Genomic DNA, 15,770 nt, shown 5'->3' on the forward strand with positions numbered 1-15,770 from the left:
AGAAAACGCCTTCTTTCAGCAACTCAGCAGTTGCTGCTGCGAATTTCACATCAGCCATGCCAAAGATCTTTGCCAAGGCCTTGGTTCCCTGCCCCAGAAGCCCTTCTTCATCGGCTACCGAATCCCCTGGCTTACACACACGGGACACCAAACTCAGACAAACATACCGAGCTAAAGGAGATAGAACAGGCGGTAGGCCTTCAAGGATTGAGGTAACGGACATACGTTGACCTAGCTATGGCTTAAAACTGAATATAGCAGCACATTTTTACCTATATTTTCTATAAAAGATAACGCATAACAGATATGAATCTGTCACGTGTCACAATTTACAAAAACCCATAGGAGAACTAGGGTAGGACGGCGCCCCAAAGGAGAGGCAAACGACAATGCGAAAAAAGATCACCTTGGAAGAGTGGCTCAATGGGCTGAGTGCCAACGAGACCCGGTGGACTCACGAGTCGCTCGTAAGGAAGCGAGAAATGGGGCTGAGAGACGACCTGCCCACCAGCGAACTGAAGGAAAGAATCGGCGAGCACTTGAAGAAGAAGGGCAACGGTGAGCTGCTGTTCAAGCAGTTGAGAGCATCAATTCGCCAGAAGCGATATCGAGAGGCTGTCAAGAAAGAATCGCATACGTTCCGACTATCTGACGCAGAAGCGAAGGCGCTTCAGACGCTGGCGAGTGAGGCCAAAACAAATAGAACTGAAATAATCCGGAGACTCATTCGAAGCGAGCCAACTGCGGCCGAAAAACTGGGAAAGATGAAGGAGACCAACCTCAGAGCCCAGCGAGACCTCACGCTCAAGGGAAGAGATATGGAAAAGCTGGCCAAGATGGCCAAAGGTCTAGCGGATCAGAATGCACTCACCCTGGGTATGGCGCTTTCGATACTCACCTACCACAAAATCAAATGGGAGGAGCCATCGACTGTTGAGCTTCAGTTAGGTATGGCGTACTACTACCTCATCAAGGCTGAGATGGACAAGCTTTACGCTGAGCAGAAGAAGGAGCTCAAAAAGCAGCTGCATAACCTGGATCGCAGCATTCCTCGACCAGCCAAGGCAAAGGCATGACTCCATGGAATGGCATTCCAAAAAGCATTCCAGCCAAAGAATTAACCGGAATAACTACATAAAAAACAAAAAGATAGAGAATCTGTTCAGATTACCCCGGCCCACCAAATAAAGCCTGGAACCCGTCTAAAACGCGGGTTTCAGGCACGATTTGATGGCACTGGATTTCACACAGTCCAACTGTGAATCCAAATAGGTATGCCATCATGTCCAAGCGTCAAAGCAAAACCGGTGTTCAGCACCTGGTCTATCAAGCCAAAACTGGCTTCCAGTACTACTTCACCTTCCCGGGCTATATCGGCAATCACCCGCAGCTACCAGCACAAATCCGCTGGTCACTCGGCCATGATGAAGCGCTCGCACGCGATCTCGCCCAATATCTCAACCCGCGTTTCGAAGATCTGATGAGGCGCAGCAGCGCCGACACGATTGAGCTGGATCCTGAGGGCTTTCTGTCAAACCTGGCCATTGTTCACGCCGAAATCAGCCGTTTTACGGAGAGCCACCTGAAAATCTGGGCGCTCCGCCCTGCACCTGCCGTACTGGCTAACTCTGATCTGAGCGCCGGGCATGAGCGCCTGCTGAAAGAGTGCCAAGAGCACATCGTGCTCTATTGCAATGAACCAGGCGGGGAAATCCACTTCGCCTTGTATCCGAGCGAAGCCCTGCGCCAAGCCCTCAAATTCGGTTTCACCCGCTTTGACTGGCCGCTCGGCACTAACGACCCAGTCACCGCCAACGCGGCTGCCGCTTACATCTACAGCGCAATCACAGTGCTGGAAACCACCCCGATGGCTAAGAACATCTTCAAAACCGGGCATCCACTTATCACGATGCTGTCGTTCTACGAGTACCTGTGTTTTGCCCGCCCCGACCAGGGTCGCCATCTGCTGCATATTCCGCCGGGCCTTCCACGCTCCGCGCACAGCGTAATGTTTCACTTCAGCCGGATCTCGGGACAGCTCGACCGCCTAACCCTCTGCCAAAACTTTCAAATTCTTCAGGAAGAAAGCGGGCTCTATACGCTCCTTATTCCGCTGACCGGCGCGCGGCTCAATGGCGTGCCTTGCCACCCCGACAAACTGCGGGTCGAACTGCTGACTAGTTCACCGATCCTCGCGTCGATCCTGCTGCATTTCAGCCTCGGCCAGATCGACAAGATTCTGGTTAAAAGCTTCATCGAAGCCCCTTCAGCGGATGCCTACGAACGCGCCCTGCAAGAAATTCAGGACCTGATCCGGCGCATGCTTGGCCCCATCCCACCTGCAGAGCCCATGTACACCCTCCCCGACATGAGCGCGGCAAACGACGCCGTCACAGCACCCCAGGACGCCGGCACGCTTGCACTGCTGAATGCTCTCGGCAGTGTTTTGTCACCCGCCCAAAACGCAAAGCTACAAGCCTTGTTTGAGGCACCCGCCTCCAACGACCTGCTGATCCAGCCACCACTCACTCATGAGAACTGCCGGCACTTCGGCGCTCTCATCCGGGAGTTCGAAGAGCGCCAGGTACGCGAAGGGGCATGGAAGAATCCGCGCACCCGCATCACCATGCATGCTCGCCTGGAAGGACTTGCAGAGCTAGTCGGCGGTCATCGCCCACTCAGCACGCTGACCCGCGCGGACTTCAATGCTTTGCGCGATCAGTTGCGCAGCTACCCCAAAAATCGTCATCGCTTGCGCGCCACTCGCTATCAGCCCCTAAGTCAGATTATTCAGAGCGGCAAGTACGAGCCTTTGAATGCCAGGACAGCGAAGAAGTTTTTCGAGCTGGCACGCGCGCTCATCAGCTATGCGCACGACCAGGGGTATTTGAAAGAGAATCTGGCTGCCGGACTTTCATTCAGCACCAAAGGCGCAGCCGCGCCACGGAAGCGCACCTATACCCCCAGACAGATTGAGCAACTGCTAAATGGCCCGGTCTATACGCTCAAGTCGCCGCCGCGCTGGCGCCTGGATGACTACCGCTTCTGGCTACCCCTGCTCGGCCTCTACACTGGCGCTCGCCTGAGCGAGCTTTGCCAGCTTCGGCTCGGCGATATTCGTGAAGAGCTTGGCGTATGGGTAATCAGCATCAGCAGCTCCGGGGCGCGGCAGCTGAAAACTGTCGACTCGGAGCGCCTCGTGCCGCTACATAAGGTCATTCTTGAAGCCGGCTTCTTGGCGTTTCATCAGCAGCGCCTGGAGGCAAATGGCAGTGATCTGTCAGCGCCGCTTTTTGAAAATCTTCGCGTGTATGGCGACCTTTCGCCCGGGCACACAGCCAGTCGCTGGTACCGGGGCTCAGACAAAGATGACAAAGGCTATTTGGGACAATGCGGACTGGGCGATGACGAACTCACCTTTCATGGCCTGCGGCATACGTTCATTCAGCAGTTCCGTCGACAAAAGCTGGACATGCTGATCGGCAAAGCCTTGGTCGGCCACGCCGACCGCAGCACCACTGGCGGCTATGGCGATTGCTACCCGAGCTATGTGCTGAAAGAGGAGCTCGACAAGATCGACTTTGAGGCCTCGACTACGCACATCCACTACAGCCACTACAAGGCGCTGCAAGCCAAGCAAGGCGTCTTTCGCATCGGCCGCCCAGCTGGAGTCGACAAGGCCAAGGCCACCGGTTGGGCTGAAAAACGGCACTGGCAATCCCGCATCACCCGATAGCTGAGGCGGCGCGGGGAGATCGCCCTCCCCGCACTGAAAAAAAATCTATTGACAACTTGTCAATGGAGGCGGATAATTATATTATTTTGCAATTTTCATATTTACTGGTTACATAGCCAGTGATATTGTGGTGCCTCAATTAACTAGTGAGGCACCTATGAATGCTGTAAACACTCCGCACCTATCCGCTCCAATCCTCCACGGCCTAACCCTGGTGGCCGCCCCCGGGCATGAAAAAAGCTTGGAGCTGGCACTACCGCACCTCTCCAGTATTGCCGACGCGATTTATCGCTTTCATCACTCCCCGCTCCTCAGCGAATTTTTGGATACAGTTCTGGCTCGTTTCCTTCGCGAAAACGACTACGCCCCCAAGACTGCCTACATGATCCAAGCCCGGATGGCCAAGCTGAAGTCAGTACTCACCGAGGACAACCCACAGCGCCGAGTGTCGGAGTTGGGCAGTGCTGACATTGATGCGATCCGGGATAAGCTCCCGCTGCTACTCAGAAAAGGCAGCACCTCAGGAAGCCAGGGAGAAAACCTGCAGGCCTACTATCAGCTGTTCAATCGCATGATTAACGAGGCACTGAAGGGAAAGCTGATCGCCGATGAAGAGCTCAAAGCCGAGGGCTGCCAGACCACCAAAGCAAAGGTCACCAAGTTCTTTTTGGATTCCAATCTGGTCAGCCTCTTCAATAGCTGGCCCTATCAGAACTACGCGCCAGGCACACCGGCAGCGCAAGTTCGCCAAGACGCACATAGCTACTGCTTTTGGCTGATGCCGCTTGGGCTCTTCACCGGTGGCAGACTCAACGAAATCTGCCAGCTACGTGTTAACGATGTGTTCCATGACGCCCATGGCGTGCCCCTAATCAGTATCAACGCCCATGGCTTCAACAAGTCGCTAAAGAATGCGCAGTCGGAGCGCGAGATCCCAATTTGCTCGAAGCTGATCGAAATGGGCTTTCTGGACTTCGTCGAGGAACGCCGTCAGTCCGAAGGACCTGATGCTTTGCTGTTTTCAGAGCTTCGCTTTGACGAAAAGCACCTATATTCACGTGCTGCGAGCCGCTTCTTCTGCGGCCCAGTCACAGGAGCCGGCTTCATCGGACAGCATTGCCCAGTTGCACTCAGTGGCGGCTTCACTTTTAAAAGCTTTCGTCGCACTTTCGCGGTACAGCTTCAGAAGTCCGGCGTGCCAGCAACCGTTATTGCAAACCTGCTGGGTCATAACAGCGATATGCTCGAAGTCACCCGCGAGCACTACCTCGATAAGCCGCAGTCCGTGTTTTTGCTGGATACCTTGGAGCGATCCCTGAGCTACATCCTGCCCCTAGGCGCCATAAACTGGCAGCATTTCAAGAATTTGATGAGCAGCCAGAAAGGACGTAGCAAGCGAGGCCGGAAAGCCAAGAAAACGCTGCACTAGCCCCTTCATTCATAGCAGAAGGGCACCATCATCAGCTGGAGATGATGCGATGAAGGATCAATAAAGGCCGCCGTCAGTGCGGCCTTTTTGCATTTTTAGAAAGCTTTCAGACATCAGCGATACTACCAGCCTGTCGCAGAACGCTGATGCGACCAGAATGCCGCCGGCACTGGGTCATCACATACGGCTACCACCTTGGTTTTTTTGACCGGTGGCATATCACCTCATGTACTGAGACCCAATCGTGTATTAGCGACACCGCAATGCGACACACTTGGGCTGTCGCACGCTCACGCTGCGATACGCGCCCCCTGTCGCATGAACTGACTACGACACACCCAGCATGTCGCACATGCTCATTGCGACACCCATACCGTGCCTCAAGCGGTACCGGCAATGTGGTTGCAGATTTGCGACACAACCTTCGTGTCGCACGGTCTGGCCTGCGATATTCAGGGTGTATCGCAGAACATCAATGCGACACTCTCGGTCTGTCGCACGCGCGCATTGCGACACTCCAACCATGTCGCACTCAGTTGCTGCGATACACCATGCGTGTCGCACACACGTTTTGTGACACCCGGATCGTGCCACTAGTGGCACTGGAGGAAGCCGGGACTGACACCGTACTGGCCTCTAGTGGCGCAAAACGTGCCAAAACTGGCACTCCTTTTTTTGGTTATATTATCGCTGCAACCCTTGAAAACACTGACTTCGGTGACTTTTTTCATAACCAAATCACCACCGCATGGCGAGCATTTTGAATGAAGCTTCTTCTGCATGGCCATCAGCACTTTTTTGACGCCGAGCTCGTCACTGCGGCGCCACTAGCGCTGGCTACTTTTTGAATTTGATCGCAAACGGCATGAGCAGCTAAACGCCGCACCACCCGCAAGGCCGTCTTTTCAGCCCGGCCTGCCGGGCTGGCTAAGCTTTGACTTTGACAACAAATACACGGGAGGGGCGTACTTGAAGCAGCCGTCCAGGCGATTCTTCAAGTACGCCCCCTCCCCCCATACTTGAAATCTTCAAGTATGGGGCAGTTGGGCGTTTTGATCGTTTGTGAGGTCAGCGTAACGAATGTGAAGCGAAACCGAGCAAAGGAGCAAAATGGTCGACTGCCTTCGCGCAGCGACAGGCTTTGTTGTCAAAAAGCAGCTTTTCACTCGCCGCAGGTGAGTGGCTGGTCATTCGATGCGGAGCATGGCTTGGCATGACTTAGACCGAGACCGCCAACATACTTCCACCGCTTCCACGTCAGCTTACGCTTGGTCAAATCGACCTCAACACGCTGAGGCACAACTACATCCACGCCTCACACAGCGTCTCCGCCTGCGCCAGTACCAGCTGCGCCGCCTCCTCCTGCTGATCCGGCGGGTATTTGTATTTGCGCAGGATGCGCTTAACCAAAAGCCTCAGTTTGGCACGCACACTGTCTCGATTACTCCAATCGACCGTTACGTTCTGGCGCAGGCTGTCGGTGAGTTCATGGGCAATCTTGGCGAGAATCTCGTCACCCAGCTCACGTACCGAAGCTTCGTTATTAGCCAAGGCATCGTAGAAAGCCAATTCATCGTCATTCAGCCCCAACTGGTCACCGCGCTTGCTGGCAGCGGCGAACTTCTTGGCCATCTCGATCAGCTCTTCGATGACCTGGGCGGTTTCGATGGAACGGTTCTGGTAGCGCTTGATTACGCTATCGAGCAGTTCAGAGAACTTCTTCTCCTGGGCCAGATTGCTGGCGAACTTGCTCTTGATCTCGCCTTCCAGCAGGCGCTCCAGCAACTCAACGGCGAGGTTCTTCTCCGGCAGGTTGCGCACCTCGGCGAGGAACTCGTCATCCAGCAGGCCGATATTGGGCTTGTCCAAGCCAACCGCCGCGAACACATCAACGACATCCCCAGAGACAACTGCATTTCCGATGATCTGGCGGATGGCTAGCTCGCGCTCTTCATCGGTCTTTTTCTTGGCGCTGATCTCGCGCTTCGTCAGCAGCACCTTGATGGCCTGCAGGAAAGCCACTTCCTCACGTACCGCCTTGGCCTCGTCCAGGGTGCAGCACAGGGTAAAAGCCTTGCTCATGGCCAACGCATTGTCAGCAAAGCGCTTTTTGCCGTCCTCCAGCCCCAGCACATGGTTGGCAGCACCGGCCAGCAGCTTGTGCCCGCCGGTCAGGAAATCGCTGTAGTCAAAGCCGTGCAGCAGGCTGCGCAACACATCGAGCTTTTCCTCCAGCACCGCGTAGGCTTCGTACGCATCGACGGTGGGCCGCCCCCTGCCCTTGCTGGCGGTGTACTCCTTGAGCGCCGCCTTCAGTTCGTTGGCAATGCCGATGTAATCCACCACCAGGCCACCCTGCTTGTCCTTGAACACCCGGTTCACCCGGGCGATGGCCTGCATCAGATTGTGGCCCTTCATCGGTTTGTCGACATACAGGGTATGCACGCAAGGCGCATCGAAGCCAGTCAGCCACATGTCGCGGACTATCACCAGTTGCAGCGGATCAGCAGGATCCTTGAAACGCTTCTCCAAGCGTTTCTTCACCTGGCCGGGATAAATATGCGGGCGCAGCAGTGCCTTGTCCGATGCGCTACCGGTCATAACGATCTTCACCGCGCCCTTCTCCGGGTCCTCGTCGTGCCATTCGGGGCGCAGAGCGATGATCTCGTTGTACAGGTGCACGCAGATCTCGCGACTCATGGCCACCACCATGGCCTTGCCGCTTTGCGCCTGGTTGCGCTCCTCGAAGTGCGCCACCAGATCGGCCGCCACGCTCTTGATACGCGGCTCGGCCCCCACGACTTTTTCCAACGCGGCCCAGCGCGACTTCAAGCGCGACTGCTGATCCTCTTCCTCATCTTCGGCCAGCTCGTCGACCTCGTCGTCGATGTGCGCCAGCTCCGAGTCTTTGAGCGACAACTTGGCCAGCCGCGACTCGTAGTAGATGGCCACGGTGGCGCCATCTTCCTTGGCCTGCTGCATGTCGTAGACGTGGATGTAGTCGCCGAATACCGCCCGGGTATCACGGTCTTCGCTGGACACCGGCGTACCGGTAAAGGCCACGAAGGTAGCGTTGGGCAGAGCGTCGCGCAGGTGCTGGGCATAACCCACCTGATATCGAGCACTGGCCTCCGCCACCTTAAGGTCCGGCACCTTCAGCGAAGCACTGAAGCCGTACTGGGTGCGGTGCGCCTCGTCGGCCACCACCACGATATTCGAGCGTGCGGACAACACTGGGAAGCTGTCTTCATCCTCGCCCGGCATGAACTTCTGGATGGTGGCAAAGACAATGCCGCCACTGGGGCGGTTGGCCAGTTTCTCGCGCAAGTCACCACGGGTGGCCACCTGCACCGGCTGTTCACGCAGCAGATCCTGCGACAGCGAGAACACGCCGAACAACTGGCCGTCCAGGTCATTGCGGTCGGTGATCACCACGATGGTCGGGTTCTCCATCGCCGCTTCCTGCATCACACGGGCGGCGAAGCAGGTCATGGTGATGCTCTTGCCCGAGCCCTGGGTATGCCAGACCACCCCTCCCTTATGCGTGCCGCCGGGGCGCGAAGCGCTGACCACCTGTTGGATCGCCGCACGCACGGCATGGAACTGGTGATAGCCGGCGATCTTCTTCACCAGCCGACCATCATCCTCGAACAGTACGAAGTAGCGCAGGTAATCCAGCAGCGTCGCCGGCTGCAATACACCACGCACCAGCGTCTCCAGCTCGTTGAACTCACCAAGCGGATCAACCGTCACGCCGTCGATGGTGCGCCAGCGAGCAAACCGCTCCCAGTCTGCCGACAAGGAGCCCATGCGCGCCTCACTGCCATCGCTGATAACCAGAATCTCGTTGTAGTGAAAGACGTCAGGAATCTGCTCCTTGTAGGTCTGGAGCTGGTCGAACGCCTTGACCAGGTCGGCATTCACATCCGCAGGGTTCTTCAGCTCCAGCAGCACCAGCGGCAGGCCGTTGACGAACAGGATGATGTCCGGCCGGCGTGTATGTTTCGGCCCCTGGATGCTGAACTGGTTGATCGCCAGCCACTCGTTGGCTCGCACATCAGCCCAGTCGATCAACCGCACGAAATCACCGCGGGTCTCACCGCCCTTCTGGTATTGCACCGGCACACCGCCGACCAGCAGACGATGGAACAGGCGATTGGCCGACAGCTGCACCGGCACGCCCAACTCCAGGATCTGCCGTAAGGCGTCCTCACGCGCCGCCAGCGGGACCTGCGGATTGAGTCGAGCGATGGCCGTGCGCAGGCGCATGGTCAAGAGCACGTCGCGATAGCTCTCGCGCTCGGGGTTATCGCCGTCGTAGGCGATATTCGGGCCATACAGATGCGCGTACCCCACCTCACTGAGCCAGCCGAGTGTTTCCTGTTCCAATTGATCTTCGGTCATATCCGTCCTTAACGAGCCTTACCTGGCACCTCTGCAAGCTCAATACGATTCGCTTAGTCGATTACAGTCGCGGTAACGGACCATCTAACCTAAATTAACGGCTGCCTTGACTACCCCATCAATCACTTGCAATCGCCCTTGAGCGGCAAGCGCACCTATTCTCTCCTCAAGGATGCCCGCAATCTTCGATGTCGCTCGCCCGAAACCCAGCAGCCCGAGTGCACCAGAAATTGCATCTTCGCGCCCCATAGAGAAACCAAGATTTACCGTTTCCAGTAATGCCTGATCCAACTCCTCCGGAGCAACCCACTCAATTTTTCGCTCCGCCGATTCCAAATGAGCACGACTGCGAATCGGGACCGGCCGGCTATCCGCGCAATATAAAAAGCTGCCATGGCCACGGTACACGCCCTGCCGAACTCCGAGGCGAATGGCTTCATCCACAACGCTGGTAATCCTTGCACCTGCCCGGGCCACTCCATAGGCCTCCATAACCCGCCGCGTCACCTCACTGGCATGCACTGGTGCTTCAACCTCAACCACAGTCCGGATCATCTGCATCAATCGTTCTGGCTTTTCCTGGTGCAACTCGGTCATCGATACCACCGGAGTCAGTCGAGCCTTCACGTATGGTTGGCTTGAACTCGGTACTGTCTCTTCTGCCGGTGCTCCTCGAACAATCTCATGCTTCGGTTCTGGCGCCACCTGAGGAAGCGCATGACGCCCCTCCGCTATCCTCGCGCGGGCCGCCTCAATGGCCGCTACGGCGCGAATGATTTCCTGTTGGGGATTGCGGAACCAATCCGTACTCCAGATCCGGTGGAAGTTCCAGCCCAACCCTTCCAAAACGCCCTGCCGCAAACGATCTCGATCACGTGCAGACCGTGAGCTGTGATATGCAGCGCCATCACATTCGATAGCCAGAACATAGCGCCCCGGATAGTCAGGATCCTTGACTGCGATGTCGATAAAGTAGCCCGCGGTGCCTACCTGCGGCTCCACCTCGTAGTTCCTTTCCCGCAACGCCTCTATTACCTCCAGCTCAAACGGCGAATCTGCCGCCTTGCCTGTCTCTCGTGCGACTTCAAGCACACCCGTCTCGGCGTACTTGAGGAAGTTTTTCAACGCTCTCACTCCGAGACTGGCCCCCGCATCGAGCTCAAGCTCGTCAGCCCTGAAGTTGCAGAAAACACGCATCGCCAATTTGGCGCGAGTGATCAGAACATTGAGTCGACGGTGCCCGCCCTCGCGGTTCAACGGGCCAAACTCCCTGGCAATTCGGCCGGACTCGTTACGTCCATAGCCGATGCTGATGAAGATCTTGTCCCGCTCATCCCCCTGGATGTTCTCCAAGTTCTTGACGAAGAACGGCTCGCTCCCTTGCGAAGTGAAAAACGCCTCGGCCTCAGGCATCTGCCGGCGCAGCAACTCGATCTCAACCTGGATCAGGTCTCGCTGCGCCACACTAAATGCAGCAACCCCCAGCGATAGCTCTGGCGTTTGGATCGCGTGCTGCATAACGGCCTGCGCAACAGCCTTGGCCTCACCCTTGTTGGTGCGGGTTCGCCCCCGGTCATATAGCGCATCCGGCAGATAATCGAAGCTCACTCCACTGGCATGCGGATGCTGGCCCGCAGAGGGGAACACCACCAGCTTGCTGTCGTAGAACTCGACGTTGGAAACCGCGATCAACGACTCATGCCGGCTTCTGTAGTGCCAGCGGAGATAGCGCTCCTGGCTACCTGCGGCCTTAAACATGCTCAAGATGCTTTCAATGTCGGCGGTCGCCGCATCCTCGTCATCCAACTCGACATCACGGCTGAAGAAATCGGTAGGGGGCATCTGCCGGGTATCCCCGACCACAACCACCTGCTTACCGCGCATGATGGCGCCGAATGCATCGACAGCCTTCACCTGGGAGGCTTCGTCGAAGACCACCACATCGAACTCCAGCTTTCCTGGAGGTAGAAAGTTCGCGATCGACATGGGGCTCATCATGAAAACAGGCTTGATCTGCTGAATCGCCCGCCCCGCCTTCTCAATCAGCTGCCTGATCGGGATATGCCGGCGCTTCTTGTTCAGTTCAGCGCGCAGGACAGCCATTTCCCCAGGCTGATTGATATTGGGCATCCCCTCCCAGACCTGTTTAGCCAAGTGCGTTTGCGCATGATTGAGCGAAGCCAGATCGAGGGATTTGAACCGCGCGATCTGGTGCTCATGTTTAATGCGGTCGAACTGCTGCAACGCTGGTTTCTCGGCATAGACCCGCTGCACCAGCCCCGAATACCAGGAGAAGTCCAAAATGGCAGTTAGCTGCCTGGGCTCATCACTGCTGATGGCAATTTCTAGCAACTCGTCGAGCTTAATGTCGCGCACCTGCTGCGCCAGGACATTGAACCGCGCCATCTGGTAAAGCGCGGTCAGTCCTCCCTGCCACTGTCGTAAACGCTCCCCTAGAGCCGCCAGACCGAGCTTTCTCACGTCAGCGTTGGCGTTTTCCGCCTGCATGCCGGTCACCTCAAGCGCACTGAGTAGCGCCTTGTCCAACCCGGCAACATGCTGTTCTATTGCGCTTACCGCATCCCCCAAGCCACTGGCATCGGCATGCCCGGCCAGAAAGGCGATGATGCCTTGGGGAATCTGTCCATTTCCCAGATCGTCATGCAGCTTGATTACCCAGGCACTCAAACGCTCAAGTACTGCCCAATCCGTTTTCTGGCGCTGCCATTGGGCACCGAACAACGCGCTACCCAATGCCTCATGCTGGTCATACACCTTCTTGCACTGCTGATAGGTCAGTACCGAGTCCACCAGCTCCAGCATACCCGCATTGGTCTTGGGCAATGCTTCCCGAGCGAGCCCCTGCAGACGCGCCCGGGCTGCACGGAAGCGCCCCGAAAAGATCTTCCACCACTTGTCGCCGTACGCCTGAAGGCTCTGCCGGACATCCAGCAGGTCCTGCTCCCAAGCAGCGTCGATCAACTGGCTGTCATGCCGAGTGCGGCACGCCGTCATACGCTCTCCTGCCTCCAGCAGTTCGCGAATGACATCACGTCTTGACTGCCACTCACCTGTAGATAGCTGGACACCCTCCAGTCGCGGAGCCTCGGCAGCACGCCGAGCAGCCCGGCAAACCACATCCACATCTGCCAGGGTGGCGGGCTGAGTCAGCATTAACCGTTCAGAAAGTGCGGCAGCAGCCGCCTGCAATGCACTGAGATGGGAGCTCGCCAGCTGCAGTGCATCATTTGCACTGCTCTGCTCGATAGGCGAGAAGAAGGTGCGCTGACTTCCCCAGAAGACGTTCCGGTCGGGGCGCCCCATTTCCTCAAGGTGCAGCACCAGCTCCTCAACCAACGCTCGCCGCTTTTGCTGCTCGGCAAAACTCCAGGCCGCCATAGGCGCAAAAGAAATGACCGGCAACCCTGCATGAACTCGTTTCAGTTTCAGGTAGCGGCCGAGGACGTCAACAAAGGGCAAACCGCTTGCTCCTGCGGAGGAGCTCACAGCCTCGCAATACTGGTTAAGAGCATCTTGTAGCTCTTTCAAGCTCGCAAGATCCTCCTCACCGACCTTGGTCAGTGGTCGCCCCTGATCCAGAGTGCGCCCCAGTTCCTTGAGCACAGACTGCTTGGTGGCCTTGTGGCTATGCAACTCAAGGACAGCATCGCCCAGATGGCTCTCATCCAGACGACGCTTGACCACCTCGAGCGCGGCCATCTTCTCGGCAACGAACAGCACCGTTTTCTTCTGGCCGATCAGCTCCGCGATGATGTTGGTGATCGTCTGCGACTTGCCTGTGCCGGGCGGCCCCTGGATTACCAGATTGGAACCCTCGCGCACCTCCAGAATCGCCTCGGTCTGGCTACTGTCGGCGTCCTTCACAAAACGCACATCGCCCGGCTTGATCACCGAGTCGATGTTTACATCTTCTGGATACGCTGCGGGCCTATCCCCGAAGCCTGAGCCCAGCAGACGCATCATCACGCCATTGGCGTCCGGTTGTTTCTCTTCCGGCCAGCTCTTCGGGTCAAGATCCTTGAACATCAAAAACTTGCCGAAGGAAAAGAAACCCAGGGCGATCTCGTTACTGGCGACCTTCCAGCGTGACTGCTTGCTGATCACATCAGCCACTTCACCATAGAAGCGCTCAAGACTGCGCTCATCGGTGGCGAAGCTGTCCTCGTCAAACCCGCAGGCGGCCATATCCAGGCCGAAGTCAGTCTTCAGCTTGGCAACCAGAGAAAGGTTCGCCATCAGCTCGTCACCCGAATACTTCAGCTTGAAGGCATCTTTGGCGCCGCTGCGCTCAAGGCTGACCGGCAGCAGTATCAGAGGGGCCTTGCGCAGATTTTCCGAGCTATCCGCTTCGTACCAATGCAAAAAGCCCAGGGCCAGGAACAGCGTGTTCACCCCCTGCTCCTCGATAAAGCCTTTAGCCTCGGTGTGGATCTTCAACAGCTGCAGGAACAGACGCTCATCATCGATGGCCGTCTGCAAGCGGGTATCTAGATGGCGACGGGCCCTGCCTGATTCATCCTCATCGCCCTCGTCAGCGACGCTGGACCAGTCCAGGCTATCCAGTTCGTGCAGCAACTCTGCGTCACTGGCAGTGTCAGCCTCTGCTTCCTCCGGCTTTGTAGCCTTTGCCAGTTCAGCCAGTTTCTTGCGCGCCATCGGCGCAAAGGTCATGGCCTTTTCCTGGCGATAGAGAATGTTAAAAACCTCCTCGGACAGCTCATCGACGACCATCAAGGTCTTCGCTGTTTTGCGGAAGTTGAGCATGTTGTTGCGAAGCCCGATATCCAGCAGCTCTTTACGGCTGCTCTGTAGCTTCTGGCTGATCCCTGAGCTCATAGAAATCTCTTTAATCGCGTTTCGTGTATAGAAAGATGTGCCTAGCTGGCGCGAGCAAATGAGGCGAGGTTCAAAGGTAAAGTCGCTTTCTCCGCATCTACCAAGCAATCGGCATCCAGATCAAAAGGCAAAACCCACAACCGCATATCCTCGCCGAAATCAAACACCGGTAGCGCTGTCCGCAGACCCGACCAATACGGGTATATCAGCACCAGCTGGGGTACACCTTTATCTCGGTACTTATGACCGTAGGCAAAAAGCTGATAGAAATCGCTCTGACTCAAGTCGTAGTTCTTATCCGACTTATGGGTATCCACCCGCTTCCACTTGGTATCGAGAATCCACCGCTGTTCAGCCGTATCGATCAGCAGATCGGGCTTTAAACAGAACATCCGCCCCTGGTCATGCTCACACAGGTAGGCGCGGCTGGCCTGACTGGTTAAGCGCGCAGTAGGCACTAACTGCTTACGCAGCCAGCCCTCCACATAACACTCGAAGAGTTTCTCCATCGGGAACAGCAGACTCATGCCCCGCCACTCGCCACTCACTGCAATCGGCATCTGCTGGTTGAGGATCAGCTCACACCAGGGCTTTATTGCCTGATAATGCGCCATCAGCCGGTCACGGCTCCAGGCACGTAGGTCCTGGCTCAGCTGCTTGCTAGACGGCACCTCGGCCAGCATGGCGCGCAGCTCGTTGGCCAGACGCCAGTTGGCGGCATCCTGCGTACTCTTGGCCACCTGCTCCAGCGCCAGCTTGAGCAAACGGTTCTCGGCACGGTCTGGCAGGAACACGTCGTGACGAATCTGGAAGTGATGCTGGCGCCCCGGCGGCTGGCGCATCTGCGCCACCACGTTGAGCTGCCCACGGAGAAAACGCTGTTCCTCCTCGATACGCTGGTAGTCGAAGCGCACGCCACGCTTCACCAGCAGATCCAGCTCCGCGAGAAACTGCCCCATCACCCACTCGCTGAGTGGCGCATCGAACAGCTCCAGGCTGGCCACCGAGGCCTCACGGGGTTTTAGCTGCAAGGCACTTTGAATCAGCTTACGCAGCAGCCGCCGGCTCTTCAGCAAGCAATCGTCTTGCTCATGGTGCTTTGGCAGAATTTCGAGTCGCGTGCCACAGGGCGTTTCCAGCACACCCACGTAGCTGTCCCACTTTAGCGAGCTGCGCCCTTCAACCTGCAGCAGCGTGGCACCATTACGGTTAAAGCGGGCGCTTAGCTCACACAGCCAATCGAACGCACTGGGTGAGACCTGCGCCAAATCAAGCGACCAGCCAACCGCATCGGTGGTCAGCTGGCCGTACTCGCGAATGGTGATCTGCTGGCTGGCCACTGCA

The 15,770-nt window shown here is 56.9% G+C and carries 7 protein-coding genes; 4 read left to right on the top strand and 3 right to left on the bottom strand.

Going from position 1 to position 15,770, the window contains the following annotated elements:
• The first annotated feature begins 389 nt into the window (after window positions 1-389).
• The 4 genes from AAEQ75_RS02350 to AAEQ75_RS02365 all read left to right on the top strand — a co-directional run bounded on the left by AAEQ75_RS02350 (window position 390) and on the right by AAEQ75_RS02365 (window position 5,929).
• Window positions 390-1,076 (top strand): ribbon-helix-helix protein, CopG family, encoded by a 687-nt coding sequence (locus AAEQ75_RS02350; RefSeq protein ID WP_143511268.1) that lies wholly within the window; start codon window positions 390-392, stop codon window positions 1,074-1,076.
• A gap of 206 nt (window positions 1,077-1,282) precedes the next feature.
• Window positions 1,283-3,736 carry a site-specific integrase gene (locus tag AAEQ75_RS02355; RefSeq protein WP_343350772.1) on the top strand — a complete coding sequence of 818 codons (2,454 nt, stop codon included), beginning with the start codon at window positions 1,283-1,285 and terminating at the stop codon, window positions 3,734-3,736.
• Window positions 3,737-3,893: 157 nt separating this feature from the next.
• Entirely contained in the window at window positions 3,894-5,165 is a 1,272-nt protein-coding gene (locus tag AAEQ75_RS02360) for a tyrosine-type recombinase/integrase (RefSeq protein ID WP_343350773.1), read from the top strand.
• 551 nt (window positions 5,166-5,716) lie between these two features.
• On the top strand, window positions 5,717-5,929 hold the full coding sequence (locus tag AAEQ75_RS02365; RefSeq protein WP_343350774.1) for a hypothetical protein: 213 nt from the start codon (window positions 5,717-5,719) through the stop codon (window positions 5,927-5,929).
• A gap of 538 nt (window positions 5,930-6,467) precedes the next feature.
• Here AAEQ75_RS02365 and AAEQ75_RS02370 read toward each other — a convergent pair.
• From AAEQ75_RS02370 to AAEQ75_RS02380, 3 genes are all read right to left on the bottom strand, one after another.
• Entirely contained in the window at window positions 6,468-9,569 is a 3,102-nt protein-coding gene (locus AAEQ75_RS02370; protein WP_343350775.1) for a type I restriction endonuclease subunit R, read from the bottom strand.
• Window positions 9,570-9,653: 84 nt separating this feature from the next.
• Window positions 9,654-14,426 carry a DUF3320 domain-containing protein gene (locus tag AAEQ75_RS02375; RefSeq protein ID WP_254299672.1) on the bottom strand — a complete coding sequence of 1,591 codons (4,773 nt, stop codon included), beginning with the start codon at window positions 14,424-14,426 and terminating at the stop codon, window positions 9,654-9,656.
• Window positions 14,427-14,467: 41 nt separating this feature from the next.
• Window positions 14,468-15,766 (bottom strand): McrC family protein, encoded by a 1,299-nt coding sequence (locus AAEQ75_RS02380; protein WP_343350776.1) that lies wholly within the window; start codon window positions 15,764-15,766, stop codon window positions 14,468-14,470.
• Window positions 15,767-15,770 lie beyond the last annotated feature (4 nt).

Source organism: Pseudomonas sediminis (genome assembly GCF_039555755.1).
Taxonomy (GTDB): Bacteria; Pseudomonadota; Gammaproteobacteria; order Pseudomonadales; family Pseudomonadaceae; genus Aquipseudomonas; species Aquipseudomonas mendocina_D.

Bases quoted from the DNA above. Each gene is read 5' to 3' on its own strand.
- AAEQ75_RS02375 (WP_254299672.1), bottom strand. From the start codon at position 14,426: ATGAGCTCAGGGATCAGCCAGAAGCTACAGAGCAGCCGTAAAGAGCTG.
- AAEQ75_RS02370 (WP_343350775.1), bottom strand. From the start codon at position 9,569: ATGACCGAAGATCAATTGGAACAGGAAACACTCGGCTGGCTCAGTGAG.
- AAEQ75_RS02355 (WP_343350772.1), top strand. From the start codon at position 1,283: ATGTCCAAGCGTCAAAGCAAAACCGGTGTTCAGCACCTGGTCTATCAA.
- AAEQ75_RS02365 (WP_343350774.1), top strand. From the start codon at position 5,717: ATGCGTGTCGCACACACGTTTTGTGACACCCGGATCGTGCCACTAGTG.
- AAEQ75_RS02350 (WP_143511268.1), top strand. From the start codon at position 390: ATGCGAAAAAAGATCACCTTGGAAGAGTGGCTCAATGGGCTGAGTGCC.
- AAEQ75_RS02360 (WP_343350773.1), top strand. From the start codon at position 3,894: ATGAATGCTGTAAACACTCCGCACCTATCCGCTCCAATCCTCCACGGC.